This window comes from Xylophilus sp. PBN-3R (assembly GCF_057747805.1).
Genome location: NZ_CM173225.1, coordinates 529,752 through 556,167 on the forward strand (window position 1 = coordinate 529,752; position 26,416 = coordinate 556,167).

The window sequence follows — 26,416 nt, forward strand, 5'->3', positions numbered from 1 at the left end:
ATACGCAGCGTTAATACGCAGCTTTGGTCGGCACCAGCAGCACCGGGTCGGCGGTACGCGGCTCGATGCGCGCCCGACCCGAGGCCGGCAGCACGATGGTCTCGACTTCGCGCACCACCCCGCCACCGGCGACGTTGCCGCTGGCCTGGCCTTCGCCCTGGACACGCGCTGCGCAGGCAGCACGGTCCTCGCTGCCGGCGGCGAAAACTTCACAACGCTTCGACTGATTGGCTGCGTAGTCGAAAGGGTTGTCGTTCAGCGCACCACGGCGCTTGTCTGCGGCGGCGTTGCGCGCTTCTTCCATGCAGGTGGCCTGCGCCTGCTGGGTCTTGCCGGCCATGCAGGCGGCGCGTTCCTTGGCGAACACTCCGCTGTCGTCCGCACCAGTGAAACCGGTGGCGACCTGGGCGGTGGCAGACGCCATCGCCAGCACGGCGGTGGCACCGAAAAGCGCAAGACCGGCACCAAGGCGCGCAGGGGCGGAAGCGGTGGAATGCGATTGCAGGTTGAGCGGATTGGAAAGGTTGGACATGGGTTTCTCCGGTGCGTTCAGGATGCTGCAGAAAACCCGCAGCCGATGGGGTCACACCGTAGGATTGCCCGCCAGGCGCGGATGCAGGCGCAGGCAGCGCCTCACCCCGGGAGCCTGTCCGACCGTCCTATAGGACGAGTCTGGCGCGCCTGTAGTCGCGCGCGGTCGTTTTCAGAGCATCGCGGCGCGCTGGCTCATCGTCGGCGGCGCCCATTCGTACACCCAGGTCTCGCTCAGCGCCTGACCGTTGACCCGCAGGAAAAGCCGCAATGCGATGGGCTCGGTGCGGTCGTCGGGCACCACGTCGAACATGGCACGCCAGCCCTGCACCGCGATCTGTGGTCTGGCCGACACCAGTTCGACCTGGCCACGAGAGGTGGTCACCACCGCCTCCACCTGTGCATCCGAATCCAGCAACGCCAGGTTGCCGCCCGAAAAGTCGACCGCGAAACGCCAGGAGAACTTGTTGCGTTTGCGGCCGATGACGCCGCCGAGCCCGGTGCGGGTGGCCACGCAGCGGGCCAGCGTGGGTCTTACCGGGGCGGTCGTGCCCCAGGTCAGCCGGTAGCTGTGCAGAAGCTCTTGCCCCGGTTGCGGTTTCTGCTGGGGCCACCAGTGGCAGATGATGTTGTCGAAGGTCTCGTCGGGGGACGGAATCTCGAACAGCTGCACCTGTCCGACACCCCAGTCGCCGCGCGGCTCGACCCACAGCGAGGGGCGGCGTTCGTAGTTGGCACTGTCGTCCTGGTAGTGGTCGAAATTGCGGTCGCGCTGCAACAGGCCGAAACCCTTGGGGTTGTTGTCGGCGTAGGCATTGATGCGCAAGCTGGACGGGTTGTTGAGCGGTCGCCATATCCATTCGCCGCTGCCGGTGCGCATCTGCAGGCCGTCGGAATCGTGGATCTCGGGCCGCCAGTCGTTGGCGGCGCGCCGGTTGTTTTCGCCGACCACGAACATGCTGGTGCCCGGTGCGATGCCGATGCGGTCGATCTCGCGGCGCGGGTACAGCGCGCTGTCGATTTCCATCACCGTGTTGTCGCCCGGGGTGATGGCGAAACGGTAGGCGCCGGTGACGCCCGGCGAGTCGAGCAGGGCGCTGACGATGAGCGTCTGCGACTGCGCCGACGGCCGCTCCAGGAAGAATGCGGTGAAGTCCGGAAATTCTTCGTCGCGGCCCATGGCGGTGTCGACCGTCAGGCCGCGCGCCGACAGGCCGTACTGGCGTGATCCGCCCACGGCGCGGAAATAGCTGCCCCCCAGGAACGCCACCATGTCGTTGCGAGGCGCGGTCGCCACCGAAATGCGGAAACCGGCGAAACCCAGGTCGGCGGTGAGCTTGGCGCCGTCCAGGCCGCTGCGGCCGTAGTCGAACAAGGCCGGGTCGTAGGCGATTTCCTGGGATTTCCCGTCCTTCACTTCGTAGATGTGGACCCGGCGCTTGAAATACAGCCCGGCATGGAACAGACGTATTTGGAAACGCAGGCCGTCGTTGGCCCACAAGGCTTTTTCGCCCTTGAACTGGATCTGCTGGTAGGCGTCGAAATCAAGCGCCGCCACGGCCGGCGGCAAGGCGGCGCGCGGATTCTGCTGCGGTGCCTGCCAGGGCAGCAGCGCCATCGCGCGGGCACGGTCCTTGAGCATGGCGAACTCGAAGGCTTTGGGCTCGCCGAGCATCACCAGTCCGGGTGCAGGCGACCCCGGCGGGGCCGCGAGGGCGGTGGCGGGAACCAGGGCGGGCGAGAGGGCGCCGGTGGCGGTGCCCAGAAAACTTCTTCTCTTCATGGACCGCAAGGTTACAAGCTGCGGAGCCACTCCGTGTGACCGCGGTAACAATCGCTTGGTTTTTCCATCGCCCCTTTTCAGCCCCAAATCCACGTCCGCGTGGAGAAAGCCGCAAGACATGAAAGCCACCTGGAACGGCAAGACCATTGCCCAGAGCGACGACACCGTGCTGGTCGAAGGCAACCACTACTTTCCCGAAAGTGCGCTGGACAAGTCCTTCGTCACCTTCAGCAACCACCACACCATGTGCCCCTGGAAGGGCCAGGCGAGCTATTACTCGCTGCTGGTGGACGGCGAGATGAACACCGACGCCGTCTGGTATTACCCCGACCCCAAGCCCGAAGCCGCCGAGATCAAGGGCCGCGTCGCCTTCTGGAAAGGCGTGAAGGTCGAAGCCTGATCAGGCCTTGAGGCGGCGGTCGGCAGCCGAAGGCAGAAACCGGTCGGTCCAGATGTCGGCCACGGCAGGCGCGGATTTCAGTCCGAAGGCAGCCACCGTCTCGTCGATGGTGGCCTGCAGGCGCACCGGTGTGGCCGCGCCCCAGCCGTTGGCGGCGGTTTCGGCAGTTTTCATGGTGCCGTCGACGATGAGCTGCAGGCGTTCGTGTTCGAACGGTTCGTTGGCCAGCGGTTCGCGCTGCTTCACCGCGGCGGCGCCGGCTTTGGGGTCGGCCATGGCTTCGACCCAGCCGCGAGTGCTGGCCTTGACGAAGGCGCGCATGGCGTCGACCTGTTCCATGCTTCTGGTGTTGGCGACAAAACCGTTGCCGTAGGACTTCATCACGTCCGAAAAACGGAAGACGTTGATCATTTCCGGGCCCATGCCACGCGCCTTCAGGTTCAGCAGGCCAGTGAAGAAGAAATAGGCCGACGCATCGAAGTCGCCCTTCACGAAACGGGTGTTGCCGATGTCGGGTGCGACGTTTTCCCATTTCACGCCGGAGCCGTCGAAACCCTGGGCCCTGGCAAATGCCGGGAACAGCTTGCGGGACGCATTGAAGGGCTGGCCGAGGATGGTCTTGCCGGCCAGGTCTGCCGGTTTCTTGATGCCGCCGTCCTTGCGGACCAGGATCGCATTGGGGTTCAGGTCGTACATGATCGCCACCGCCTTCAGGCCCGCCGTCGGGTTGTTGACGTTGAACTCGATCATCGAGGCCAGGTCGGCCGAGGCGCAGTCGTAGGCGCCGCTGGCCACCAGGCCGATGGCGGCCGAAGAGCCGTTGCCGGTGTCGATGGCGACGTCCAGTCCTGCGTCCTTGTAATAGCCGCGCTGCTGGGCCAGCAGAAAACCGGCGGCGGTGGCCTCGACCTTCCAGCCGAGGTTGAACTTGAACTTCTGCAGGGAACCCTGGGCACGCACGAATGCGGGTGCGGCGACGAGGCCGGATGCGGCGGAAAAAAGAAGGGAACGGCGTTGCATGGGGCGGCTTTCTCGAAGGCGTTGTGTGGGAACAGGTCCGGGCTTCAAGAGCAATTTCCTACGGCCGCGGGCCGCTGAACGCTTCTACTCCTGGCGGCCCCGCAAGCAGCAACCGTGCCTGCCCCAGGCCGGTGCCGCCCGCAGGGAAAATCGGCGGCATGGGTTTTGCATGCAAAAGGCGCGAGAGTAGAAGCGTTCACCAGAGCCGTGCATCCACGCCGGCGCTGACAGGGAATTGCTCTTGAAGTCCGGTCCCCCCTTGCAGGGGACCGTGTCCCCACAGGAGAAAACCGCATGAGCACCGCTGTCCCGAAGAACGACTATTCCCTCGACGAACTGCAGAAGGAATCCCGCATGGGAGCCCTGGGTTCGGAAACCAGCAAACGCGAGATCCGCCGCATCGACCTGCGCGATTTCGCCACCCGCAAGGCTGAGATCGCCGACCAGTTGTGGGATGCGGCGATCGACGTGGGTTTCTTTCAGATCGAACACCACGGCATCGACATCGCCCAGGTCCGCGATGCTTTCGCGATGACCGAGCGCTTCTTTGCCTTGCCCGACGCGGTGAAGGCGCAATACCCGCTGAAGAAGGCGCTGAACGTAGGCTGGGAAAGCAAGGCGCAGGTACGGCCTTCTACCGGCACACCGGACCAGAAGGAGTCCTACCAGATCACCCGGCCGCACATGGACGGCCTTTGGCCGAGCGATGCGGAATTGGCCGATTTTCAGAAAACGATGCTGGATTTCGAGGCGAAGTGCTGGACGGTGGGTATGCAGGTCCTGTCCTGCTTTGCCTACAAGCTGGGTTTCGACGACGGATTCTTCAGCCGCGCCCACGAGCCGACCAAGGCCAGCTACCAGAGCACCCTGCGCCTACTGCACTATTACGCGATCCCGGCCGAATTCCACGACAAGCTGGGCCTGTGGCGCGCCGGTGCGCATACCGATTTCGACTGCTTGACACTGCTGTTCCAGCGTCCCGGCCAGGGCGGCCTGCAGGTGTGCCCGGGCAAGGAGATGGATGCGCAGGAATGGACTTCCATCGAGCCCGACGAGAAGGTCATCACCTGCAATATCGGCGACATGCTGATGCGCTGGAGCGACGACGTGTTGCCGTCCAACTTCCACCGGGTGAAGAACCCATTGCCGGGTGAGTACATGGGTGCACGCTATAGCCTGGCCTTCTTCTGCCAAGCGAACCGTGACGCCGTCATCCAGAGCCCGAGCGGCAAATATCCGGACATCAGTGCCGGCGACTACCTGAACCAGCGCATCGCCGCCAACTTCAAGGCTTACTAGCTAGTAACTGCGGCCGTTCCGGTACATCGCGCTGCTGCGCCGGGACAGGGCGGCAGCCTCGGCCAGGCGGTCCATCGACCGGCCGGCGTGCGCGTGGGTGATGGCCATGCCCAGCGCGTCGGCCGCGTCGGTTCCCGGCAGGCCGGGCAGCGACAGCAGGCGCCGCACCATTTCCTGCACCTGGCTCTTGGCGGCCCGGCCGGAACCGACTACCGCCTTCTTCATCTGGAGCGCGGTGTATTCGGCCACCGGCAGGTCGCGGGACACCAGCGCGGTGATGCAGGCGCCGCGCGCCTGGCCCAGCAACAGGGTGGACTGCGGATTGACGTTGACGAAGACGATCTCGACCGTGGACGCGTCGGGCCGGTAACGCTCTGCCACCTCACGGATGCCGTCGTACAAAACCTTGATGCGGCCGGGCAGGTTGCCCAGGTCCAGATGGGTGGTGCGGATGGTGCCGCTGGCGACGTAGGAAAGTTTCTGGCCGTCGACATCGATCACGCCGAAACCGGTGGTCTGCAGGCCCGGATCAATGCCGAGGATCCTCACGGAATCTCCACCCCGCCCATGCGCGCCACGATGGTGCCCGCGCGGCCCGAAAGATAGCCGGATTGGGGCACACGCTCGAAGAACTTGGGCCGCGGCAGCATCACCGCCAGCCGCGCGGCTTCGTAGCTGCTCAGGCGGGCGGCGGGTTTGTGGAAGTAATGCTGGGCAGCGGCTTCGGCACCGAAGATGCCTTCGCCCCATTCGACGCTGTTGAGGTAGATCTCCAGGATGCGCTGCTTCGACAGGAAGGTTTCGAGCAGCACGGCGACCACCAGTTCCTGGCCCTTGCGCGCCAGGCTGCGTTCACCGGCGAAGAACAGGTTCTTGGCCAGTTGCTGGGTGATGGTGGAGCCGCCGACCACCTTGGCGCCCGGCAGGTTCGAGGGCGAACGACCGCGGGCCTCGGCCTGTTCCAGCCGCCTGGCGGCCTGAGCTTCGGCGCGGGCGTTGCGTTTCCAGGCGCCTTGCACGGCTGCCCATTCCACGCCGTGGTGATGCACGAAATCGGCGTCTTCCGATGCGATGACCGCGCGTTTCAGGTTGTCGGGCAGCACGCGATAGTCGATCCACTGCTGGCGCCAGCCGCCCAGCGTGTTGGCCCGGCCCAGTCGGGCGGCCTCGCTGCGCTGGAAGGCGGTGGACGACGGGTCGAACACCATCATGAGAGCGATGCGGGCCGCGAAGAAAAGCTGCAGCGCCACCATCAGTACCAAGGCCAGACCGAGCCAGCGCAGCATCAGTTTCATGGCGAGCGGCCGTTCAAAGCCCGGAATCGACGATGGCGCGCAGCTCGGCCAGCACCTGGGCTGCCGGCGGACGGATGCCGCGCCACTGGAAGAAGGCCTCGGCTGCCTGTTCGACCAGCATGCCCAGGCCGTCGCGCGCCATCGCGCCGTGCTGTCGCGCCCACTGCATGAAACCCGCGGCGGAAGGGCCGTACATCATGTCCAGCGCCAGGGCGCCGGGCCGCAGCACGTCGCCCGAAACCGGCACGCCGCCACCCGACAGGCTGCTGGCGCTGGCATTGATCACGATGTCGAAGGTGGCTCCCAGGCTGTCGATGGGCATGGCCTGCAGCAGGGTGTCGGCCACCCGGGCCAGCGGCTGGTGGCTGTCGACCAGCGCGCGGGCGCGGTCGGCGGTGCGGTTGACGACCACCAGGCGAGCCGGACCGGCGTTGAGCAGCGGGCCGAGCACGCCGGCGGCGGCGCCGCCGGCGCCGATCAGCAGCACGTCGCGGCCGGCTATGGCCACGCCGGCATTCCGTTGGATGTCGGCCACCAAGCCGGCGCCGTCGGTGTTGTCGCCGTGGATCTCGCCGTTCTCGAAACGCAGCGTGTTGGCGGCGCCGGCGATGCGTGCGCGGTCGCTCAGCCGGTGCGCCAGCGCGGCGGCCTCGAACTTGAAGGGCACGGTGACGTTGCAGCCGCGGCCGTCCGCCTCCATGAATTCACGCACGCCGTCGGCAAATCCGTCGAGCGACACCAGATGGGCGCCGTACCAGACACGGTCGCCCGCCAATTCGGCGAAACGGGCGTGGATCCAGGGCGAGCGGCTGTGGCTCACCGGGTTGCCCATCACGCAGTAGCGGTCGGCGTCGGGGGGGGAAGAAGGGGCGTCAGCGGACATTGGCTTCCAGCGTTTCGTCGCGGGTGAACTTGAAGCGCGAGACGACCACGATCTGGTCGACCTCGCGGCGCATCTGGGCGTCGAAGTCGCCGAACGGAGCAGCGCCCCGCACGATGGCTTCGGCGCGGCGGTCGAGCAGCTTGTTGCCCGAACTCTGCACCACTTCGGTGGACAGCACGGTGCCGTCGCGGTGGATGGTGACCACCATGGTCAGCTGGCCGTAGAGCTTGGCGCCCTTGGCTTCCGGAAAGAACTGCGTTCCCCGGTCCTCGATGCGGCGGCGCAGGTGGTCGTAATAAATGGCATAGGCCACCTCGCGGGTGGCCGGGCTGATGTAGCGCTTGCGGGGCCGGGCGTTTTCTTCGTTGATCCGGCGCTCGATCTCGGCGAGCAGCTTGACCAGCTGGCGGCGGCGTTCTTCCTGGGCGGCCCGCTCCGGCGTTTCGGCCGCCTGTTTCGGGTCGGGCACCGGCAGCACCGCGATTTCCTTGCGGATTTGCGCCATCAGCTGCTCCTGCTGCTGCATCAGGGTGTCGATCTGGCGGCGCGCGTCGTCGGCGCTTTCGCCGGTGCTGGTCAGCGCGGAATAGGGCAGGGGCGATGTGGCGCGGCCTTCCGCGGCCTCGCCGCCGCCGGCCATCGAGCTTTGTGCCAGGGCCTGCGCCTGCACCGGTTTCTCGTTGCTGCGGGCATTGACCAGCACCACTTCTAGCGGCGTGTCCTGGAACACCCGGTTGAAGGTCTCGGGCGCGCCGAAACGCAGCGCCAGCAGGGCGACATGCAGCCCGACCGAAACGCCGAGCGCGACCTGCAGTGTGCTGAAACGGCGCATGGGGGGCAGGGGGCGCGGTGGAGTGCGAGCGCCGGTCAGGCGGCAGCGGGCGCGTCGGCCTGCGGCTCGGCGTCGGCCACGTCGACGGCGATGGCGATCGGGCCGGAGATGGCTTCCTCGTCGTCGCCGCCGGTGTCGTCTTCGGCGTCGGCCTCGGCACCTTCGGCCGATGCGTCGAGATGTTCGATGACCGTGCCGCCGACGTCCAGCGCGATGTCGTCGATCTCGCCCAGCTTCACCCGCACCCGGGCATTGCGCGGCAGTGCCTGCGAGCCCAGCACCGGCATGACCAGCGGCAGGTCTTCGGCGCGCACCAGCATGCTGCCGCCCTGGCCTTCCTTGATGACCGTGGCGATGACTTCGGTGATTGCGTTCTGGCGCAGGTACTGCAGTGTCCAGAAACGTTCCATCGCACCTTGGTAGCCGTTGTAGGCGCTGTAGGCGGCGTCGAAACCCGAAATGATCGAATACAGCTCGGCGTCCTTCGGTTTGAAGGGCGCGGCCAGTGCGGCGGTGCTGCCGTGGCGCGCTGCGGCGATGATCTGCCACTGATTGACCAGGTCGACATAACGGCGCAGCGGCGAGGTGCTCCAGGCATAACTCGGCACGCCGATGCCGGCATGCGGCAGCGCCTTGGTGCCCATGCGCACCTTCACGCCGGGCAGCATGCTGGCCTGGCTGCGGTAGATGCCGGGCACGCCCAGCGTGCCGAGCCAGCTGCCCCAGGTGCTGTTGGCCAGGATCATGGCTTCGGCCACGATCAGGTCGAGCGGCGCTCCGCGTTTTCGCACGGTGATGCGCACGGTCTCGTCGCCCGCCGGTTCGCCGTCCCGGTCGGATTCGAGGCGGAAGTTGTAGTCGGGCCGGTTGAAGTTCTCCGGCTTGCCGCGCACCAGCTCGCGGCCGGCCTTCAGGTGGCGGGCCAGGCGGAACAGGAAGGACATTTCCGGCCGCAGCGGCGCAACTTCGGGCGCTTCGACCGCAGGCTGGAAGGACGGGTCGGTCAGCCACGTTTCGGTGACGGTTTCATCCAGCCGGTCATGGCGCAGGTTGGCCAGGATCGGCACCCGTTCCAGCCTGGTGACGCTGGACTTCACTTCGAGAGTCGCCTCGTCCATGGTGACGTACAGCGACACGGCGGGGCGTGCCAGGCCGGCTCCGAGGGTATAGGTCTGCACCACGCTGTCGGGCAGCATGGTGATCTTGTGGCCGGGCATGTAGACGGTCGACAGGCGATGGCGCGCCACCTGGTCGAGCGGGCCGCCGGGCTGGAATGCCAAGCCGGGCGCGGCGATGTGCACGCCGACGGTGACCGTTCCGCTGCCCAGGCCCTGGACCGACAGCGCATCGTCGATTTCGGTGGTCTGCGAATCGTCGATGGAGAAGGCCGAAACGCCCTCGGCCAGCGGCAGGTCGTCCGGAACCGGCGGTGCCTCGAGGTTGGCGGCGAAACCGATGCCCTTGGGGAAATAGTCGAACAGGAAACGTTTCCAGTGGAACTGGTAGGGCGAGGCGATGGCGCCGGCGCGGCGCAGCAGGTCCAGCGGATTGGTCTGGGTGGCACGCGATGCCTCGACCACGGCCTTGTATTCGGACGAATTCTTGTCGGGCCTGAAGAGGATCTTGTAGAGCTCGTCGCGGATCGACTGCGGCGTTTCGCCGGCGGCCAGGGCCTGCGCCCAGTCTTCGATCTGCTGGGCGACGGCCTTCTTGCGTTCGATGGCCAGCAGCGCCTGCTGGATGATCTCGGGCGGCGCCTTGCGGAAACGTCCCTTGCCGGCGCGCCGGAAGTAGTGCGGCGCCTCGAAGAGCTTGACCAGCATGGCGGCCTGCTCCGGGATGGTGGCGGCGGCGCTGAAGTAGTCGCGCGCCAGGTCGGCGAAGCTGAATTCTTCGTCGGGCGCGAATTCGTAGGCCATTTCCAGCTCGATGCCGGCGGCGCCCTCGTGGGCCTGGGCCAGCAACACGTCGGGCTGCGGTTTCTCGAACTTCAACAACAGGTTGGCGGCCTTGACCTTCACCCGTTTGCCGGAGGCGAGTTCCACCTGGGCGGACGACTCGGCTTCTGACAGGATGCGGCCCGCGAGGAATTTGCCGGCTTCTTCGAACAATGCGTACATGCCCGCGATTGTCCCATTTGCCGGGAGCCGATTTTTCTAGCGAAGGGCCAGAAAGGATTCGATCGTCTCGAGGTGGTCGGAGAAATCGGACAGCGCGTGGTCGCCGCCTGGCAGCACATGAAGCCGGGCGCCGGCGCACCAGGCGGCCATTTCGCGCCAGTCGAGCACCTCGTCGCCCTGCGCCACCCAGGCCATGGTGCGCTGCGGGTCGGCTGGCGGCGTGTGGGCCAGGGCACGCAACTGGTCCACGTATTCGGGCCGGAAATAAAAGCTTTCCGCCGGGTCGTGCCAGGAGGTCTGCTCGCCGATGTAACGGGCCAGGTCACGCGCGGGGTGGACGGCCGGGTTGATCATCACCGTCTTGCCACAACCGCTGGTGGCCTGTAGCCAGCCTGCATAGAAACCGCCGAGCGACGAGCCGATCACCGCCATGGTTTCGCGCGGCCAGCCCGCGGTGCCGGCCGCGACCAGGGCCATGGCCTCGGCGGGCGAGGGCGGCAGTTGCGGGCACCACCACACCACGTCCGGGTGGCGGTCGCGCATCCGCTCGGCCATCAGCACGGCCTTGGCGGAGCGGGGGGAAGAGCGGAATCCGTGGAGGTAGAGCAGGTGTGTGGTCGGCATGAGACGGAGTCTGCACGTTTGATTGCAAATTGCGGTAAAGCTTGAAATACCCTGGCTATCGGGCCCCTGCCCCCCGATAGGAATGCGCGGAAAGTCGTACATTCCTTTACACATCCCTCTTCAGCCCCTCTTGCCTCGATGCCGCTGGTTTCCGACTCCCTGACATCCCCTTCTTCAGGTGCGCGGCGTGATGCTGCCCTGGAGTTCCTGCTGCGCCGCATGCGTCATCGCAGCGATTTTCCGGCGCTGTCCGAGTCGGTCGCGCGGATTCTGAAGACCACCGATTCGGAGGACGACAGTCTGGCCGACCTTACCGCCGAGATCCTCGAGGACGTGGCGCTGACCCACAAGCTGCTGCGGCTGGTGAACAGCGCGCAGTTCATGCACCTGGGTCAGGGCGGCACCATCAGCACGGTGTCGCGTGCGGTCAGCCTGGTCGGCTTCAACACGGTGCGCAACGTGGCGCTGAGCCTGGTGCTGCTGGACCACATGGAAGACAAGACCCATGCCCAGCAACTCAAGCAGGAATTCGTCAAGGGCCTGATGGCGGGTTCGGTGGCGGGCGAGATCGCGCCGGCATCCCGCGAAAGCGAGGGCGCCTTCATCGGCGCACTGTTCCAGAACCTCGGCCGCATGCTGGTCACCTTCTATTTCCGTGAAGAGGACGCGGAGATACGCGCCTTGCTGGTCGACGCTGCCTTCGAGGGTGACGAGGACGCGGCGTCCCTTCAGGTGCTGGGCCTTGCCAACGAAGACCTGGCACTGGGTGTGGCCCAGGCCTGGGGGCTGCCCGAAAGCCTTCAGCGCGCGATGCGCAAGCCGGTCGGTGCCGCGCCGGCCAAGGCACCCGACGATGCCGGCGAACGCCTGCGCTGGATCGGCGCCGCAGCCAACGAAGTGGCCACCGCGGCCATGGCTTTCACGCCCGCCGAGCTGCCGGCCGAACTGGCCCGCATCGCACGCAAGTACGGCAGTGTCGTGTCCGGCGGAACCGATGGGCTGGTCCAAGCCGCGACTCGCGCCCACCGGAAACTCGTCGCCCTGACCGACGCGATGCAACTGCAGGTGGTGGCCGGTTCTCCGGCGGCGCGTCTGCTGCAGTCGGCGCCGCCGGTGCCGCAGGACATTGCGCCGCCGCCCACGCCGCTGACGCCCGCCGAGGCCCGCACCGTGGAAGAAAAACGGGTGGCCTATGCGCAGGCCCGGTCGGCCAGGACGGAGGCCATCAACGCCCCGGGGCGTGACGCGATGCCGGCGGTCTCGACCATGCTGGCAGCCGGCGTGCAGGAGATCGTCGACGCCATGAGCGACCCGGACTTCCGCCTGGACGAAGTGCTGCGCCGAGTGCTGGACACCATGTACCGCGCCCTGGGATTCCGACAGGTGGTGCTGTGCCTTCGGGATGCCAAGACCGACGAGATGCGTGGCCGCTTCGGCGTCGGCGAGAACCACCAGCAGGCGGTGCTGGCGCTGAAGGTGCCGCTGGATACCGCGGGCGATCTGTTCGCCGCCATCTGCCGAAAGGGTGGCGATCTGCTGATGGCCGACACATCCGACCCGCAGTCGCGCAGCAAGCTGCCCGACTGGTACCTCAAATCCTTCAATGCCGGCGCCTTCGTGCTGCTGCCGCTCATGCACAAGGGGCGGCCGCTGGGACTGATCTATGCCGACCACGCCAGCGCGGGCGGCATCCTCATGGACGAAAAGGGCTTTGCGCTGCTGCGCACGCTGCGCAATCAGGCAGTGATGGCTTTCCGCCAGGCTTCGTGATCACCGGCTAATCCCGGCTCTCGTGCTGAGGCCTGCGCCGGCACGGGATAATCGGCGGTTATGTCCGCAGTCTTCGACAAGCCTTCACTCCCCCGGCGCCTGCTGCCGCTACTGCAGGGCTTCGACTGGCCACTGGCCGCTGCCGTGCTGCTGCTGTGCGGTGCAGGCCTGCTAACCATGTATTCGTCCGGCTACGACCACGGCAGCCGCTTCATGGACCACGGCCGCAACATGCTCCTGGCCGCCGGGATCATGTTCCTGATCGCCCAGGTGCCGCCGCAGAAACTCATGCTGGCAGCGGTCCCGCTTTATGTGGCGGGTGTCAGCCTGCTGGTGGCGGTTGCCTTGTTCGGCATCACCAAGAAGGGCGCCACCCGCTGGATCAACCTGGGTGTCGTGGTGCAGCCGAGCGAACTGCTGAAGATCGCCATGCCGCTGATGCTGGCCTGGTGGTTCCAGAAACGCGAGGGCCAGCTGAGGCCGCTGGACTTCATGGCGGCCGGCGGACTGCTGCTGGTGCCGGTCGGCCTCATCATGAAACAGCCCGACCTGGGGACTTCGCTGCTGGTGCTGGCGGCCGGACTGTCGGTCATCTTCTTTGCCGGACTCAGCTGGAAGCTGGTACTGCCGCCGCTGCTGCTGGGCCTGGCCGGCATCGTTCTGGTGGTGTGGTTCGAACCCGAGCTATGCGCTCGCGGCGTTCGCTGGGCAGTGCTGCACGACTATCAGCAGCAACGCATCTGCACCCTGCTCGACCCGACCAAGGATCCCCTGGGCAAGGGTTTTCACATCATCCAGGGGATGATCGCCATCGGATCCGGCGGGGTATGGGGCAAGGGTTTCATGGCCGGCACGCAGACCCATCTCGAATTCATACCTGAACGCACCACCGATTTCATCTTTGCCGCCTTTTCCGAGGAGTTCGGCCTCGTCGGCAACCTGACGCTGATGTTCGGTTTCTGTTGCGTGATGCTGCGCGGCCTGTGGCTGGCCATGCATGCGCCCACCATGTTCTCGCGGCTGCTGGCGGGCGCCATGGCCATGATCTTTTTCACCTATGCCTTCGTCAACATGGGCATGGTCAGCGGCATCCTGCCGGTGGTGGGTGTGCCCTTGCCCTTCATCAGTTATGGCGGCACCGCGATGGTGACGCTGGGCATGGCGCTCGGGATCCTGATGTCGGTGGCGCGTTCGCGTCGGCCGGCGACGGGCTGATGCGGGCGTCTTCACGCACCGGGCTGGCGCTGGCCTCGCTGACCGGCGCCTTCGCGATGAGCCAGTTCTTCCGCAGTTGCCTGGCGGTGATGGCACCCGAACTGTCGCGTGACCTGGCGCTGGACCCGGCCGGTTTCGGTGCCTTGTCCTCGGCTTTTTTCCTCGCGTTCGCGGTGGCGCAACTGCCGGTGGGCGTGGCATTCGACCGCTGGGGTGTGGGACGGCCGACTTCGGTGCTGCTGGGCGTCGGTGTGGTGGGCGGCTTGCTGTTCGCCATCGCTCCGCACGGGTCGGTGGCCATGCTCGGGCAGGTGGGCCTGGGGCTGGCCTGTGCGCCGGTGTTCATGGGCCTGATCCACTACGCATCCAGCCAGCTGGAAGAGCGGCGCTACCTGAAGGTGCTGTCGTTCACCAATGCGCTGGGCATGCTGGGCGTCTTGTGTGCGGCGTCTCCGCTGGGCTGGTCGGTGCAACATTTCGGCTGGCGGCCGGCCATGCTGGTGGCCACCGGCTGCATGCTGGTGGCTTGCGTGGCGGTAAGGCTCAACGTGCGCGACATCGGCCATGCCGATTCGCACGGACAATCTCCGCTGGCGCTGCTGAAGGGCTCCCTGGTGCTGCTGAAGGTGCCGGCGCTGTGGGCTCTGGTGCCGGTCTGCCTGGGCATGGCGGCGGGCACGGCTTTCAGAAACGCCTGGGGTGGCCCGTACGTGGCCGATGTCTTCGGGCTGGACCCGCTCAGCCGCGGCACGGCGATCACCGCCATCAGCCTGGGTGCTTTCGCCTGCGCCTTCGCGCTCCCGCTGCTTACCCGGCGGTTCGGCGCCAGCGCGGTCATCGGCGGAACCATGCTGGTCTGCGTGCTGGCCGGATTGCTGCTGACACTGATGCCCGACGTTTCGCTGGTCTTCGACCTGGTGCTGCTCACCATGCTGGCGGCGGCTGGAACCCTGCATCCCATCGTGATGACGGCAGGCCGTGGAACGGTGACGCCGGCTCTGCGCGGGCGTGCGCTGGGGGTACTGAACACCTTCGTTTTCCTGGGTATGGCCTGTGCGTCCGGCGGCTATGGCTGGCTGGCACGCCAGGGTTTTCGTGCCGGTCGCAGTCCGGGCGCGATCTACGGCAGCCTTTTCGCCGTCGCGGCGGTGATGCTGCTGCTGGGGCTGTTGCCTTACCTGCTGCGTTCGCTGAGGCGTCCGCCCAAATCCGCTTGAGACCATCGTCGCCATAGTCCCGCCCTGATGGGCAGGGCCATGCCCCCCGTCCTAGAATGGGCGGATGATTTCCCGCGAACCCACCATCGAACGTCTCGCCATCGCCCAGCGCCTGTTGCTGGAACCCTTTGGCCTGGATGAATCCCACCTGTCGCGCGCGCTGTCCGAAATCCGTTCGCACAAGGTCGATGACGCCGACCTGTACTTCCAGTACACCCGCAGCGAAGGCTGGAGCCTCGAGGAGGGCATCGTCAAGACGGGTTCCTTCAGCATCGACCAGGGCGTCGGCGTGCGGGCGGTGAGCGGCGAGAAAACCGCCTTTGCCTATTCGGACGACATTTCCGAAGCCTCCCTGCTGGACGCGGCTCGCACCGTGCGTTCCATCTCGCAGGCATCGCGCAGCGGCCGCGCCAAGGTGGCCACCCGCAAGATCGCCGGCAGCCGTTCCCTGTACCCCGAGGTCGACCCCATCGCCTCGCTGGACAGCAATGCCAAGATCGCCCTGCTGGGCCGTGTCGAGCAGCTGGCGCGTGCCAAGGATCCGCGCGTGGCGCAAGTCATGGCCGGCCTGGCTGCCGAATACGACGTGGTGCTGATCGCCCGCGCCGACGGCACGCTGGCGGCGGATGTCCGTCCGCTGGTGCGACTGTCGGTCACCGTCATTGCTGAACAGGGCGGCCGGCGGGAAGTCGGCTCGGCTGGCGGCGGCGGCCGTTTCGGCCTGGCGTATTTCGACGATGCACTCATCACGCATTACGTGGACGAAGCGGTGCGCCAGGCGCTGGTGAACCTGGACTCGCGTCCGGCGCCGGCTGGCGAGATGACGGTGGTGCTGGGTTCCGGCTGGCCCGGCATCCTGTTGCACGAAGCCATCGGCCACGGTCTCGAAGGCGACTTCAATCGCAAGGGTTCCAGTGCGTTTTCCGGCCGTATCGGCCAGCGGGTGGCGGCCAAGGGCGTCACCGTGCTGGACGACGGCACCATCGCCGACCGCCGCGGTTCGCTCAACGTCGACGACGAAGGCAACGCCAGCCAGCGCAATGTGCTGATCGAGGACGGCATCCTCAAGTCGTACATCCAGGACGCGATGAATGCGCGCCTGATGGGCGTGCCTGCCACTGGCAACGGTCGCCGCGAAAGCTACGCCCACATTCCCATGCCGCGCATGACCAACACCTACATGCTGGGTGGCGACAAGGATCCGCAGGAAATCGTCGCCAGCATCAAGAAGGGCCTGTACGCCACCAACTTCGGCGGCGGGCAGGTGGACATCACCAGCGGCAAGTTCGTTTTCTCGGCCAGCGAGGCCTACTGGGTCGAGAAGGGAAAGATCCTCTACCCGGTGAAGGGCGCGACCATCGTCGGCGCCGGCCCGGAGGCGCTGAAGAAGGTCACCATGATCGGCAACGACATGGCGCTGGATCCGGGCGTCGGAACCTGCGGAAAAGAAGGCCAGAGTGTTCCGGTGGGCGTCGGCCAGCCGACCCTGCGCATCAATGACCTGACCGTCGGCGGCACTGCTTAAATTCTCTGTGCTACATTTCGCCGCTATGCAAATCCGCGCCGTCTACTCGTTTTATTTCTGGTTTCCGACCTTCGGCGGACCGGAAGCGCGCGCGTAAAGCAAACACTCTTCCCTGGAACCGCCGAGCTGAAAAGCCCGGCGGTTTTTTTTTGCCCCAACGGATCCCGAACCCACCGTCACCGATCAAGCCGATCAGGACACAGAAAAAGGAGTTAGCACCATGAACGCTTCCGTCAACACCACCAGCGAGCCTTGGTATGCGCGCGCCGAGAAAACCAGCCGCACCGACGACGAACGTATCAAGGACATCACTGTGTTGCCGCCTCCAGAGCATCTGATCCGCTTTTTCCCGATCAACGGCACTCCGGTCGAGACCCTCATCGACAACACCCGCCGCCGGATCCACGACATCATGGCCGGCACCGACGACCGCTTGCTGGTGATCATCGGTCCGTGTTCCATCCATGACCCGGTCGCAGCTGTCGAATACGCCCGCCGCCTCGCGGTGCAGCGCGAGAAGTACGCCGACACGCTGGAAATCGTGATGCGTGTGTATTTCGAGAAGCCCCGCACCACGGTCGGCTGGAAGGGCCTGATCAACGACCCCTACCTGGACGAAAGCTTCCGCATCGACGAAGGCCTGCGCATGGCGCGCCAGCTGCTGATCGACATCAACCGCCTGGGCCTGCCGGCCGGCAGCGAGTTCCTCGACGTGATCTCGCCCCAATACATCGGCGACCTGATCTCCTGGGGCGCCATCGGTGCCCGCACTACCGAAAGTCAGGTGCACCGCGAGCTGGCTTCGGGCATTTCGGCGCCCATCGGCTTCAAGAACGGCACCGACGGAAACATCCGCATCGCCACCGACGCGATCCAGGCGGCGGCGCGTGGCCATCATTTCCTGTCGGTCCACAAGAACGGCCAGGTCGCCATCGTGCAGACCGAAGGCAACAAGGACTGCCATGTGATCCTGCGTGGCGGCAAGGCCCCCAACTACGATGCCGCCAGCGTGGCAGCGGCCTGTGCCGACCTGGCAAAGTCCGGCCTGCCGCCGACGCTAATGGTCGATTGCAGCCATGCCAACAGCAGCAAGCAGCATGAACGCCAGCTGACGGTGGCGCAGGACATCGGTCAGCAGATCGCCGGCGGTTCACGGAGCGTGTTCGGTGTGATGGTCGAAAGCCACCTGCAGGCCGGCGCCCAGAAGTTCACGCCCGGCAAAGACGATTCGGCCGCCCTGACCTACGGCCAAAGCATCACCGATGCCTGCATAGGCTGGGACGACTCGCTGGAAACGCTGGAAGTGCTGTCCGCAGCTGTCAAGACCCGCCGCGGCTGAACGGCGCTGCGCAGCAGGGCTCAGCCCTTGGCCTGCAGCGCAGCCAGCAGCAGCGGATGGATGCCGCCGAAACTGCCGTTGCTCATGCAGACGATGTGATCGCCGGGCTGGGCGGCTGCCGCCACCTGCGTGACCAGTTCAGCCACCGATCCGGCCGTGTGGCCTCGTTCCCCGAGCGGTGCAAGGGCGGCCGCAGCATCCCAGTCCAGCCCGCCGGTGTGGCAGAAGGCCAGATCGGCGTCCTTCAGGCTCGCCGGCAACTGGGCGGCCATCGTGCCCAGCTTCATGGTGTTGCTGCGCGGTTCGAACACCGCCAGGATGCGCGCCTCGCCGGGCTGCCGGTCGAGTTGCCGGCGCAGGCCGTCCAGGGTTGTACGGATGGCGGTGGGGTGGTGGGCGAAGTCGTCGTAAACCGTCACCCCGTGCGCGACGCCGCGCTGCTCCATGCGTCGGCGCGGGCTGATGAATTCGCCGAGAGCGGCACATGCTTCAGCCGCTTTGACGCCAAGATGTTCAGCCGCGGCGATGGCGGCCAGGGCGTTGTTCTGGTTGTGCACGCCGGTCAGCGGCCAGCGCACCTTGCCGACGGGTGAGCCATATGCCACGACGGTGAATTCGCTGGGTTCGCCCTCGGCGCTGAAATCACTGAAGGCCGCGCCTTCGGTACCGAAACGCCGCAGTTCACTCCAGCAACCCTTTTCAATCACCCGCTCCAATGCGCTTTCAGTGCCGTTGGAGACCACGCGACCACTTGCCGGCACCGTGCGCAGCAGGTGATGGAATTGTCGTTCGATCGCCGCCAGGTCGTCGAAGATGTCTGCGTGATCGAATTCCAGGTTGTTCAGCACCGCGGTCCTTGGACGGTAATGCACGAACTTGCTGCGTTTGTCGAAAAACGCGGTGTCGTACTCGTCCGCCTCGATCACAAAGGCCTTGCCACTCCCGAGCCGGGCCGACACGCCGAAATTGAGCGGCACACCACCCACCAGGAATCCCGGGTGCAGTCCGACCCGTTCGAGGATCCAGGCCAGCATGGCGGTGGTGGTCGTCTTTCCGTGGGTGCCGGCGACGGCCAGCACGTGCCGGCCGTGCAGCACGTTTTCCGCCAGCCACTGTGGGCCGCTGGTGTAGCGGGCGCCGGTGTCCAGGATGGCTTCCATGAGCGGAAACTTCGGCGTCCCATCTGCCAGGCGAGCCCGGCTGACCACGTTTCCCACTACATAGATGTCCGGCGACAGTGCCAGTTGCTCTGCGCCGAAACCTTCGATGAGCTCGATGCCCAGTGAGCGCAACTGGTCGCTCATGGGGGGATAGACGCCGGCATCACAACCGGTGACGCGGTGTCCGGCTTCGCGTGCGAGGGCGGCCACGCCTCCCATGAACGTGCCGCAGATGCCGAGAATGTGGATATGCATGGCGCAGGATTCTACGGACCGGCCGTTGGCAGGCAGCGCTGCTTGAGGCGAGAATTGCACAACTTCTGCGAGCCCCGCCATGGAAACTGCCACCGCTGAAATCGCCGCCACCGCCGCCAGGCTGGTGGTGGAAGAGGGCCTTGAATACGGCCCTGCCAAACGCCGCGCCGCCAAACAGCTGGCGCTTTCAGGTCGCGCGCCCTTGCCCGACAACGAAGCCGTCGAAGACGCGGTTCGCGAACACATATCCATCTTCTGCGAAGACACCCAGCCGGCCGAACTGCGCGCCTTGCGTGAACTGGCCCTGGTCTGGATGAACCGCATGGCTGAATTCCGTCCCTACCTCGGCGGCGCCGTATGGCACGGAACGGCCACCAGGCTTTCGGACATCTATATTCAGATGTTCTGCGATGACTGCAAATCGGCGGAGATCTCGCTGATCGACCATCGGGTGGATTACGACCCGCAGACGGTCATCGGGTTTCATGGCGAGTCCGTCGAGGCGCTGAGTGTGGCGGGGCGCTCGCCCGACCTGGACGTCGTGGTGGGTGTGCACCTGATGGTCTACGACCTGGACGACCTGCGCGGCGCGCTGCGCCTGGATGGCCGAGGCCGTCCTCCGCGGGGGGACATTGCCGCCGTGCGGGCTTTGCTGGCGGCCGGTTGAACCACTTGTGCGACGATTCCGGCATGTCCGATCCAGATCACACCATCACGACTGAACGCCCGTCACGCCGGAAGGTGGTTCTCTGGACGACAGCCGGTGTCGCGGCGGCGGCCGGTGCCGGCGTGGCGTGGCGCATCAACGCCAAGAATGCCGGCGACAGCGGCGCGGTGCTCTGGCAGCAGCAGTTCGACCAACCCGATGGCCAACCGCTCGACCTGGCCGCATTCAGGGGCAAAGGCAAACTCATCGTCAACTTCTGGGCAACCTGGTGCCCTCCGTGCGTTGCCGAACTACCCATGCTCGACCGCTTTGGTCATGAGTTCTCCGACAAGGGCTGGCAAGTGCTGGGCCTGGCGGTCGACCAGCCGAGTTCGGTGCGCAAGTTCCTGGCAGCGAGACCTATCGCTTTTCCGGTTGGCATGGCCGGGCTGCAAGGGACCGAGCTTTCTCGCAGTTTGGGCAATTCCCAGGGTAGCCTGCCGTTCACGGTGGTCTTTGCATCGAACGGCGCTGTTCTTCACCGTAAAATCGGCCAACTTACCGAAGCCGACCTGAGTAGCTGGACTTAGCCGGTCGACGACCCCCAATCCTCCTTCAACGCGGTTTTACGCAAAGATAGGTCACGGTTTTGTGAAAAGACCGCTGATAAGCGTAATTTGCCGCTGAGTTGGGGTACATTCGCCCTCTGTTTTTTACAGGCGCCTCTCCGGGTGCCGAGCTTCCCCATGGACCTGCGAAAACTCAAGACCCTGATCGACCTCGTCTCCGAGTCGAACGTTTCCGAACTCGAGATCACCGAAGCCGAAGGCAAGGTGCGTATCGTCAAGGGCGGTGGTGCCATCGTTCAGCAATACATGCCTGCACCGGTCGCCGCCGCACCGGCACCTGCCGCCGCCGCGCCCGTCGCCGCTGCCGCGCCGGCTGTCGTGGCAGCCCCGGAAGCTCCGGCCGGCCATATCGTCAAGTCGCCGATGGTCGGTACGCTGTACCACGCGTCCAGTCCGGGCGCCAACAGCTTCGTGCAGGTCGGCAGCGTCGTCAAGGAAGGCGACACCATCTGCATCATCGAAGCCATGAAGATCCTCAACGAGATCGAAGCCGACAAGTCAGGCACGGTCATGCAGATCCTGGCGGAGAACGGCCAGGCAGTGGAATACGGGCAGCCCCTGTTCGTGATCGGCTGAAGCGACATGTTTAAAAAGATCCTGGTTGCCAATCGCGGTGAGATCGCCCTGCGGGTGCAGCGCGCTTGCCGTGAAATGGGCGTGACCGCGGTCATGGTCTATTCCGAGGCCGACCGCGATGCCAAATACGTCAAGCTGGCCGAAGAGGCGGTCTGCATCGGGCCGGCGCCTTCGGGCCTGTCCTACCTGAACATGCCAGCCATCATTTCGGCGGCCGAAGTGACCGATGCCGAGGCGATCCACCCCGGCTACGGTTTCCTCAGCGAAAACGCGGCTTTTGCCGAACGGGTCGAGAAGAGCGGTTTCCAGTTCATCGGCCCGACGCCCGAGTCCATCCGCATCATGGGCGACAAGGTTTCGGCCAAGGCCGCGATGATCAAGGCCGGCGTGCCCTGCGTGCCCGGCTCCGAAGGAGAACTCGGTGACGACGCCGCCACCAACAAACGCATTGCCAAGGCGATCGGCTACCCGGTCATCATCAAGGCGGCGGGCGGCGGCGGTGGGCGCGGCATGCGGGTGGTCCACACCGAGGCCGCCCTGGTCAACGCGATCCAGATGACCAAGGCCGAAGCCGGCGCTGCTTTCAACAATCCCGCGGTGTACATGGAGAAATTCCTCCAGAACCCTCGGCACATTGAAATCCAGATCCTGGCCGACAAACACAAGAACGCCGTCTACCTGGGCGAGCGCGACTGCTCCATGCAGCGCCGCCACCAGAAGGTGATCGAGGAAGCACCGGCGCCGGGCATTCCGCGCAAGCTGATCGAACGCATCGGCGAACGTTGCGTGGCGGCCTGCAAGAAGATCGGCTACCGCGGTGCGGGTACCTTCGAGTTCCTGTACGAGAACGGCGAGTTCTATTTCATCGAGATGAACACCCGCGTGCAGGTGGAGCATCCGGTGACCGAACTCATCACCGGCGTGGACATCGTCAAGACACAGATCATGGTCGCAGCCGGCGAAAAGCTGCCCTTCACCCAGCGCGACATCGTGCTGCGCGGGCATGCCATCGAATGCCGCGTCAATGCCGAGGATCCATACAAGTTCACCCCGTCGCCCGGCCGCATCACGACCTGGCACGCGCCGGGCGGACCTGGCGTTCGGGTGGACTCGCATGCGTATTCCAACTATTTCGTGCCGCCGAATTACGACTCGATGATCGGCAAGATCATCACCCACGGCGACAGCCGCGAGCAGGCCATCGCCCGCATGCGGACCGCGCTGCTGGAAACTGTCATCGAGGGCATCAAGACCAACGTGCCACTGCATCGCGAAGTGATGGTCGACGCACGGTTCCAGGAGGGTGGCACCAACATCCACTACCTGGAAGAGTGGCTGGCCGCCCACAACCGCTGATCGGGGTAGGCACCTGATGTCCTTGTACGAACTGCACCTGCTGGTGCCAGAAGACGGCGTCGAGCCGGTCAGCGATGCGCTGGAAGCGCTGGAAGCCCTGTCGGTCGGCGTCGAGGACGCCGATGCGCAGACGCCTGCCGAGCGGGCCCTGTTCGGCGAGCCCGGCATGCCGCCGCCGGCCGAAGGCTGGCTGCGGTCGCGTATCACCGCTCTGTTTCCCGACGAATCTTCGGCGAAGGAAGCAGCCGGTCTGCTGGCTGCGCAGGACTTCTTCGAAGGCTGCACGGTACAAGGCATAGGTCCTGTCGCCGAGCAGGACTGGGTGCGACTGACGCAATCGCAGTTCGCACCGGTCGAGATCACACCGGACTTCTGGATCGTGCCGACCTGGCATGAGGTTCCGGCGGCGGCGCGCCGCATGATCCGGCTCGATCCGGGCCTGGCGTTCGGCACCGGTACCCATCCCACGACCCGCATGTGCCTGCGCTGGACGGCCGGCCGGCGGCCAAGTGAACTCGGGCGCGTGCTCGACTACGGTTGCGGTTCGGGCATCCTGGCCATCGGCGCGGCGCTGTACGGCGCCAGTTCGGTCGATGCAGTGGATATCGACGAAGCTGCGGTGCAGTCGACCCGCGACAACGCCACCGCCAACGGCGTGGTGCTGCAGGCCGGCCTGCCGGATGCGGCACAGGGCGTTTACGGCACTGTGCTGGCCAACATCCTGGCCACGCCGCTGAAGGTGCTGGCGCCGCTGCTGTGCGCCCATGTCGATGCCGGCGGCTCGCTGGTGCTGGCGGGCATCCTGTCGCGCCAGGCCGACGAATTGAAGGAAGCCTACGCGCCGTATATGGCGCTGTCGGTGGACGACGAGGAAGACGGCTGGATCCTGATGACGGCTTCCCGGCCCGCCTGATGGTGTGGCGGGCGCCGTGGCGCTGCCTACAATCGGCGTGCCCATGAGCCTGTCCACCCGCTGCCCCGCATGTTCGACGACCTTCAAGGTCGTTCCCGATCAGTTGAAGATCTCCGAAGGCTGGGTGCGCTGCGGCCAGTGCGGTGAGGTCTTCGATGCCGCGGCCCACCTGCGGCCCCTCGGCGAGCCGTTTCCTGATCCGGAGCCCCTGTCCGCGCCGGAGCCCCTGTCCGCACCGATGCCCGAACCCGGATCGCCGGTGTTCATGGAGAGGCCCGCAACCCTTCCGTCCGAGCCTGCAGCCGTCTGGTTGCGTCGCTCGCCTGCAGCGCGTGTCGTCCTGAACGGTGAAACCCTGGAACGCCCGGCACCGCTACCGGAACCGGATTTTGCCGACCACGATGAGAACGAGGAAGACGAAGAGGGCGACGTGCCTTCCGCGTTGCTGCTGCAGACGGCCGACAACGACGAGCCCCAGCAATCCCTTTACCAGCCGGCGTTCGTTCCTCCGGCGCCCGTCGCCGGAACGCTGGAAGCTCGCGATGAAGCGGGCGACGCCGCAGCCACGCTGCGGGAACTCGGTTTCGTTCGTGTGGCCGAACGCCGGGCCTTTTGGCAGCAGCCGATGGTCGTCTTCGCCAGCCTGCTGGTCTGTGCCGCGTTGGCGCTGGCCCTGGCGCTGCAGTTCGTGCGCACCGAGCGCGACCGGCTGGCGGCGCATCTGCCCGGGCTCAGACCCGCGCTGGCTTCGTTATGTGTTCCGCTGGGCTGTGAAGTGCGTCCGCTGCAGCGCATCGATTCGGTGGTGATCGATGCGTCTTCCTTCAACAAGGTACGCGGCGATCTGTTCCAGTTCGATGTCGAGGTGCGCAACACGGCAGCCGTGCCATTGGCGATGCCGGCCTTGGAACTCACCCTGACCGACAGCCAGGACCAGCCCCTGGTACGCCGCGTGCTGATGGCGAAGGAGCTGAACGCGCCGCCGGAACTGGGTGCCAGCGGTGCGTGGAGCGGCAGTCTTCCCGTCGGGCTGCAGGCGTCCGTCGGTGCCGACCGCGTGGCCGGCTATCGCGTGCTTGCCTTCTATCCCTGAGCACCCGCAGACGCCGTCGGCAGAGTTTCTTCATCTTTCTACTCATCAGCGAGCTTCCATGTCAGCCATCATTTGTGGATCCCTGGCCTTCGACACCATCATGGGTTTCGAAGGGCGTTTTGCCGAACAGATACTGCCGGAGCAGTTGCACATCCTCAATGTGTCCTTCCTGGTGCCTTCGCTGAGCCGCGACTTCGGCGGCTGTGCCGGCAACATCGCCTATGCATTGAAGGCGCTGGGCGGCACGCCCCTGCCCATGGCCACCGTCGGCAGCGACGGCGCGGAATACCTCGCGCGCCTGCAGGAACTCGGCATCTCGGCCGAATACGTGCACACCGTGGACGGCAGTTTTACCGCGCAGGCGATGATCATGACCGACCGCGACAACAACCAGATCACCGCCTTTCACCCGGGCGCCATGATGCAGGCGCATGTCACCCGCATCGAGGCCCGGCCGGATGTGAAGGTCGGCATCGTCTCGCCTGACGGTCGCGACGCGATGCTGCAGCATGCGCAGCAGTTCGCCGAGGTCGGCATTCCTTTCGTCTTCGACCCGGGCCAGGGCCTGCCGATGTTCGACGGCGCTGCGCTTTCCGCCTTCGTCGAGCAGGCCAGCTGGGTGACCGTCAACGACTACGAAGGCCGCATGCTGTGCGAACGCACCGGCCTGAGCCTGGCCGAACTTTCGAAGAAGGTACGCGGTCTCGTCGTCACGCTGGCGGCCGAAGGCTGCGAGGTCTGGGTGGATGGCGAACGTACGCACGTTCCCGGTGTCCAGCCCGCGGCGGTGGTCGATCCGACCGGCTGCGGCGACGCCTGGCGCGGCGCACTGCTGTTCGGCCTGGAGCAGGGCTGGGACTTGGTCCGTTGCGCGGAACTCGGCAACAAGGTCGGCGCGGCCAAGGTTGCACAACGCGGTCCGCAGAACTACACGCTCGCCGGCATCCTGTAAGGCAAAAAAAAGCCCGATGCCGGGAGGCATCGGGCGAGAGACGGTGTGTCTCTAACCGATCAGGGCTTGGTGCCGGTCGGGAACGGCCATGCGGCCTGCGGGTTCAGCGTGGTCTGTGCAGCGGGCGCAGTTGCGGCGGCGCTGGAAGGCGCGGCTGCAGGAGCAGTGGCCTTCTTGGCGGCGGCTTTCTTTGCGGGTGCTGCCTTCTTGGCCGGAGCTGGTGCGGGCGTTGGTGCAGGTGCCGGAGCAGCGGCCTTCTTCGCCGGTGCTGCAGCCTTCTTGGCAGGAGCAGCGGCTTTTGCCGGAGCGGCAGACTTTGCCGGAGCCGCGGCTTTCTTGGCTGGCGCAGGAGCAGCAGCTTTCTTGGCCGGAGCGGTAGCCTTCTTCGCAGGAGCCGGAGCAGCCTTCTTAGCAGGTGCAGCAGTCTTCGCAGGTGCAGCAGTCTTCGAAGGAGCCGCCTTCTTGGTCGGTGCCGGAGCAGCCTTCTTGGCGGGGGTCGCAGCCTTCTTCGCAGGAGCCGGAGCCGCCTTCTTTGCCGGAGCAGCAGCCTTCTTGGCAGGAGCTGCAGCCTTCTTGGCGGGAGCGGCCTTCTTCGCGGGAGCCACTGCCTTCTTGGCGGCGACAGCCTTCTTCGCAGGTGCCGCTGGTGCCGCAGCCTTCTTGGCCGGTGCTGCTGCCTTCTTGGCGGCTGCCGGCGCCGGTGCTGCAGCCTTCTTGGCCACGACCTTCTTCGCAGGTGCCGGTGCTGGTGCGGCCGCCTTCCTGGCCGGCGCTGGTGCCGGAGCCGCTGCCTTCTTCGTCACGACCTTCTTCGTAGCTGGTGCCGCCGTCTTTGCGGGGGCGGCCTTCTTGGCGGCCGGTTTTTTCGCAGTTGCCATTATTTTCTCCTTGGTCACATTACAAAGAGCACTCCGCTCGCGCTTTGGGCGACGGAATGATCCATGGTGCTGAAGCTCGCGCACTCGCAGGAGGCGGGGCTTCAG

At 65.8% G+C, this 26,416-nt stretch carries 25 protein-coding genes; 14 read left to right on the forward strand and 11 right to left on the reverse strand.

Annotated elements, in window-relative coordinates; all coding sequences use genetic code 11:
• Positions 1-10 precede the first annotated feature (10 nt).
• Both AC3ANW_RS02485 and AC3ANW_RS02490 read right to left on the reverse strand, forming a co-directional pair.
• Complete coding sequence (locus tag AC3ANW_RS02485) at positions 11-532, reverse strand: hypothetical protein (protein ID WP_488343629.1); 522 nt, start codon at positions 530-532, stop codon at positions 11-13.
• Between the two features lie 171 nt (positions 533-703).
• Positions 704-2,314 carry an OpgD/OpgG family glucan biosynthesis protein gene (locus AC3ANW_RS02490; RefSeq protein ID WP_488343630.1) on the reverse strand — a complete coding sequence of 537 codons (1,611 nt, stop codon included), beginning with the start codon at positions 2,312-2,314 and terminating at the stop codon, positions 704-706.
• A 118-nt stretch (positions 2,315-2,432) separates the two neighbouring features.
• On the opposite strand from AC3ANW_RS02490, the gene AC3ANW_RS02495 reads away from it, so the two are divergent.
• On the forward strand, positions 2,433-2,714 hold the full coding sequence (locus AC3ANW_RS02495) for a DUF427 domain-containing protein (protein ID WP_488343631.1): 282 nt from the start codon (positions 2,433-2,435) through the stop codon (positions 2,712-2,714).
• Here the strand turns inward: AC3ANW_RS02495 and AC3ANW_RS02500 are convergent, their stop codons facing one another.
• Positions 2,715-3,734, reverse strand: coding sequence for an ABC transporter substrate-binding protein (locus AC3ANW_RS02500; protein WP_488343632.1), 1,020 nt, complete (start codon positions 3,732-3,734; stop codon positions 2,715-2,717).
• Between the two features lie 294 nt (positions 3,735-4,028).
• Here AC3ANW_RS02500 and AC3ANW_RS02505 point away from each other — a divergent pair, with 294 nt between their 5' ends.
• Positions 4,029-5,033: an isopenicillin N synthase family dioxygenase gene (locus AC3ANW_RS02505; protein ID WP_488343633.1), complete on the forward strand. Its 1,005-nt coding sequence runs from the start codon at positions 4,029-4,031 to the stop codon at positions 5,031-5,033.
• Here AC3ANW_RS02505 and ruvC read toward each other — a convergent pair whose 3' ends face one another.
• Genes ruvC through AC3ANW_RS02535 form a run of 6 tightly spaced genes read right to left on the reverse strand, consistent with a single transcriptional unit; the run spans position 5,034 to position 10,787 of the window.
• Positions 5,034-5,582: a crossover junction endodeoxyribonuclease RuvC gene (gene ruvC / locus AC3ANW_RS02510; RefSeq protein WP_488343634.1), complete on the reverse strand. Its 549-nt coding sequence runs from the start codon at positions 5,580-5,582 to the stop codon at positions 5,034-5,036.
• Positions 5,579-6,328 carry a transglycosylase domain-containing protein gene (locus AC3ANW_RS02515; RefSeq protein ID WP_488343635.1) on the reverse strand — a complete coding sequence of 250 codons (750 nt, stop codon included), beginning with the start codon at positions 6,326-6,328 and terminating at the stop codon, positions 5,579-5,581. Before AC3ANW_RS02515 ends, ruvC begins: the two co-directional genes overlap by 4 nt.
• A 13-nt stretch (positions 6,329-6,341) precedes the next feature.
• The gene (aroE, locus tag AC3ANW_RS02520) at positions 6,342-7,211 is read right to left on the reverse strand and encodes a shikimate dehydrogenase (protein WP_488343636.1); all 870 of its coding nucleotides are present in this window, start codon (positions 7,209-7,211) and stop codon (positions 6,342-6,344) included.
• Positions 7,201-8,043, reverse strand: a complete 843-nt coding sequence (locus tag AC3ANW_RS02525) for an energy transducer TonB (protein ID WP_488343637.1) — start codon at positions 8,041-8,043, stop codon at positions 7,201-7,203. The genes aroE and AC3ANW_RS02525 overlap by 11 nt, the downstream gene beginning before the upstream one ends.
• A 35-nt stretch (positions 8,044-8,078) precedes the next feature.
• Positions 8,079-10,163 carry a ribonuclease catalytic domain-containing protein gene (locus AC3ANW_RS02530; RefSeq protein WP_488343638.1) on the reverse strand — a complete coding sequence of 695 codons (2,085 nt, stop codon included), beginning with the start codon at positions 10,161-10,163 and terminating at the stop codon, positions 8,079-8,081.
• 36 nt (positions 10,164-10,199) lie between these two features.
• Positions 10,200-10,787, reverse strand: coding sequence for a YqiA/YcfP family alpha/beta fold hydrolase (locus tag AC3ANW_RS02535; RefSeq protein ID WP_488343639.1), 588 nt, complete (start codon positions 10,785-10,787; stop codon positions 10,200-10,202).
• Positions 10,788-10,925: 138 nt separating this feature from the next.
• Between AC3ANW_RS02535 and AC3ANW_RS02540 the strand changes: the two genes are divergently transcribed.
• From AC3ANW_RS02540 to AC3ANW_RS02560, 5 genes are all read left to right on the forward strand, one after another.
• Positions 10,926-12,557 carry an HDOD domain-containing protein gene (locus tag AC3ANW_RS02540; RefSeq protein WP_488343640.1) on the forward strand — a complete coding sequence of 544 codons (1,632 nt, stop codon included), beginning with the start codon at positions 10,926-10,928 and terminating at the stop codon, positions 12,555-12,557.
• A gap of 60 nt (positions 12,558-12,617) precedes the next feature.
• Positions 12,618-13,772 (forward strand): rod shape-determining protein RodA, encoded by a 1,155-nt coding sequence (gene rodA / locus AC3ANW_RS02545; protein ID WP_488343641.1) that lies wholly within the window; start codon positions 12,618-12,620, stop codon positions 13,770-13,772.
• The gene (locus AC3ANW_RS02550; RefSeq protein ID WP_488343642.1) at positions 13,772-14,989 is read left to right on the forward strand and encodes an MFS transporter; all 1,218 of its coding nucleotides are present in this window, start codon (positions 13,772-13,774) and stop codon (positions 14,987-14,989) included. Before rodA ends, AC3ANW_RS02550 begins: the two co-directional genes overlap by 1 nt.
• A gap of 64 nt (positions 14,990-15,053) precedes the next feature.
• A complete protein-coding gene (gene tldD / locus AC3ANW_RS02555) occupies positions 15,054-16,514 on the forward strand; it encodes a metalloprotease TldD (RefSeq protein ID WP_488343643.1) in 1,461 nt (486 codons plus the stop codon).
• 220 nt (positions 16,515-16,734) lie between these two features.
• Positions 16,735-17,853 (forward strand): 3-deoxy-7-phosphoheptulonate synthase, encoded by a 1,119-nt coding sequence (locus AC3ANW_RS02560; protein WP_488343644.1) that lies wholly within the window; start codon positions 16,735-16,737, stop codon positions 17,851-17,853.
• Between the two features lie 20 nt (positions 17,854-17,873).
• On the opposite strand, the gene mpl is transcribed toward AC3ANW_RS02560, so the two are convergent.
• A complete protein-coding gene (gene mpl, locus AC3ANW_RS02565; RefSeq protein WP_488343645.1) occupies positions 17,874-19,268 on the reverse strand; it encodes a UDP-N-acetylmuramate:L-alanyl-gamma-D-glutamyl-meso-diaminopimelate ligase in 1,395 nt (464 codons plus the stop codon).
• Positions 19,269-19,347: 79 nt separating this feature from the next.
• Between mpl and AC3ANW_RS02570 the strand changes: the two genes are divergently transcribed.
• From AC3ANW_RS02570 to AC3ANW_RS02600, 7 genes are all read left to right on the forward strand, one after another.
• Complete coding sequence (locus AC3ANW_RS02570; RefSeq protein WP_488343646.1) at positions 19,348-19,935, forward strand: hypothetical protein; 588 nt, start codon at positions 19,348-19,350, stop codon at positions 19,933-19,935.
• Between the two features lie 23 nt (positions 19,936-19,958).
• Positions 19,959-20,504 carry a TlpA disulfide reductase family protein gene (locus tag AC3ANW_RS02575; protein WP_488343647.1) on the forward strand — a complete coding sequence of 182 codons (546 nt, stop codon included), beginning with the start codon at positions 19,959-19,961 and terminating at the stop codon, positions 20,502-20,504.
• Between the two features lie 156 nt (positions 20,505-20,660).
• A complete protein-coding gene (gene accB / locus AC3ANW_RS02580; RefSeq protein ID WP_488343648.1) occupies positions 20,661-21,119 on the forward strand; it encodes an acetyl-CoA carboxylase biotin carboxyl carrier protein in 459 nt (152 codons plus the stop codon).
• Between the two features lie 6 nt (positions 21,120-21,125).
• Complete coding sequence (gene accC, locus AC3ANW_RS02585; protein WP_488343649.1) at positions 21,126-22,475, forward strand: acetyl-CoA carboxylase biotin carboxylase subunit; 1,350 nt, start codon at positions 21,126-21,128, stop codon at positions 22,473-22,475.
• Positions 22,476-22,497: 22 nt separating this feature from the next.
• Positions 22,498-23,388, forward strand: a complete 891-nt coding sequence (prmA, locus tag AC3ANW_RS02590) for a 50S ribosomal protein L11 methyltransferase (protein WP_488345338.1) — start codon at positions 22,498-22,500, stop codon at positions 23,386-23,388.
• 43 nt (positions 23,389-23,431) lie between these two features.
• Positions 23,432-24,481 (forward strand): DUF3426 domain-containing protein, encoded by a 1,050-nt coding sequence (locus AC3ANW_RS02595; protein WP_488343650.1) that lies wholly within the window; start codon positions 23,432-23,434, stop codon positions 24,479-24,481.
• Between the two features lie 58 nt (positions 24,482-24,539).
• A complete protein-coding gene (locus AC3ANW_RS02600; RefSeq protein WP_488343651.1) occupies positions 24,540-25,433 on the forward strand; it encodes a carbohydrate kinase family protein in 894 nt (297 codons plus the stop codon).
• A gap of 59 nt (positions 25,434-25,492) precedes the next feature.
• On the opposite strand, the gene AC3ANW_RS02605 is transcribed toward AC3ANW_RS02600, so the two are convergent.
• Entirely contained in the window at positions 25,493-26,311 is an 819-nt protein-coding gene (locus AC3ANW_RS02605) for a hypothetical protein (protein WP_488343652.1), read from the reverse strand.
• Between the last annotated feature and the right edge of the window lie 105 nt (positions 26,312-26,416).

What these genes read in the sequence shown, in the direction of transcription:
- AC3ANW_RS02505 (WP_488343633.1), top strand. Translation starts at nt 4,029, where the DNA reads ATGAGCACCGCTGTCCCGAAGAACGACTATTCCCTCGACGAACTGCAG.
- AC3ANW_RS02570 (WP_488343646.1), top strand. Translation starts at nt 19,348, where the DNA reads ATGGAAACTGCCACCGCTGAAATCGCCGCCACCGCCGCCAGGCTGGTG.
- AC3ANW_RS02500 (WP_488343632.1), bottom strand. Translation starts at nt 3,734, where the DNA reads ATGCAACGCCGTTCCCTTCTTTTTTCCGCCGCATCCGGCCTCGTCGCC.
- AC3ANW_RS02595 (WP_488343650.1), top strand. Translation starts at nt 23,432, where the DNA reads ATGAGCCTGTCCACCCGCTGCCCCGCATGTTCGACGACCTTCAAGGTC.
- AC3ANW_RS02490 (WP_488343630.1), bottom strand. Translation starts at nt 2,314, where the DNA reads ATGAAGAGAAGAAGTTTTCTGGGCACCGCCACCGGCGCCCTCTCGCCC.
- AC3ANW_RS02600 (WP_488343651.1), top strand. Translation starts at nt 24,540, where the DNA reads ATGTCAGCCATCATTTGTGGATCCCTGGCCTTCGACACCATCATGGGT.
- AC3ANW_RS02540 (WP_488343640.1), top strand. Translation starts at nt 10,926, where the DNA reads ATGCCGCTGGTTTCCGACTCCCTGACATCCCCTTCTTCAGGTGCGCGG.
- AC3ANW_RS02515 (WP_488343635.1), bottom strand. Translation starts at nt 6,328, where the DNA reads ATGAAACTGATGCTGCGCTGGCTCGGTCTGGCCTTGGTACTGATGGTG.
- accC (WP_488343649.1), top strand. Translation starts at nt 21,126, where the DNA reads ATGTTTAAAAAGATCCTGGTTGCCAATCGCGGTGAGATCGCCCTGCGG.
- mpl (WP_488343645.1), bottom strand. Translation starts at nt 19,268, where the DNA reads ATGCATATCCACATTCTCGGCATCTGCGGCACGTTCATGGGAGGCGTG.
- AC3ANW_RS02485 (WP_488343629.1), bottom strand. Translation starts at nt 532, where the DNA reads ATGTCCAACCTTTCCAATCCGCTCAACCTGCAATCGCATTCCACCGCT.
- AC3ANW_RS02525 (WP_488343637.1), bottom strand. Translation starts at nt 8,043, where the DNA reads ATGCGCCGTTTCAGCACACTGCAGGTCGCGCTCGGCGTTTCGGTCGGG.
- AC3ANW_RS02550 (WP_488343642.1), top strand. Translation starts at nt 13,772, where the DNA reads ATGCGGGCGTCTTCACGCACCGGGCTGGCGCTGGCCTCGCTGACCGGC.
- AC3ANW_RS02495 (WP_488343631.1), top strand. Translation starts at nt 2,433, where the DNA reads ATGAAAGCCACCTGGAACGGCAAGACCATTGCCCAGAGCGACGACACC.
- AC3ANW_RS02530 (WP_488343638.1), bottom strand. Translation starts at nt 10,163, where the DNA reads ATGTACGCATTGTTCGAAGAAGCCGGCAAATTCCTCGCGGGCCGCATC.
- aroE (WP_488343636.1), bottom strand. Translation starts at nt 7,211, where the DNA reads ATGTCCGCTGACGCCCCTTCTTCCCCCCCCGACGCCGACCGCTACTGC.
- AC3ANW_RS02560 (WP_488343644.1), top strand. Translation starts at nt 16,735, where the DNA reads ATGAACGCTTCCGTCAACACCACCAGCGAGCCTTGGTATGCGCGCGCC.
- AC3ANW_RS02575 (WP_488343647.1), top strand. Translation starts at nt 19,959, where the DNA reads ATGTCCGATCCAGATCACACCATCACGACTGAACGCCCGTCACGCCGG.
- AC3ANW_RS02535 (WP_488343639.1), bottom strand. Translation starts at nt 10,787, where the DNA reads ATGCCGACCACACACCTGCTCTACCTCCACGGATTCCGCTCTTCCCCC.
- rodA (WP_488343641.1), top strand. Translation starts at nt 12,618, where the DNA reads ATGTCCGCAGTCTTCGACAAGCCTTCACTCCCCCGGCGCCTGCTGCCG.
- AC3ANW_RS02605 (WP_488343652.1), bottom strand. Translation starts at nt 26,311, where the DNA reads ATGGCAACTGCGAAAAAACCGGCCGCCAAGAAGGCCGCCCCCGCAAAG.
- tldD (WP_488343643.1), top strand. Translation starts at nt 15,054, where the DNA reads ATGATTTCCCGCGAACCCACCATCGAACGTCTCGCCATCGCCCAGCGC.
- accB (WP_488343648.1), top strand. Translation starts at nt 20,661, where the DNA reads ATGGACCTGCGAAAACTCAAGACCCTGATCGACCTCGTCTCCGAGTCG.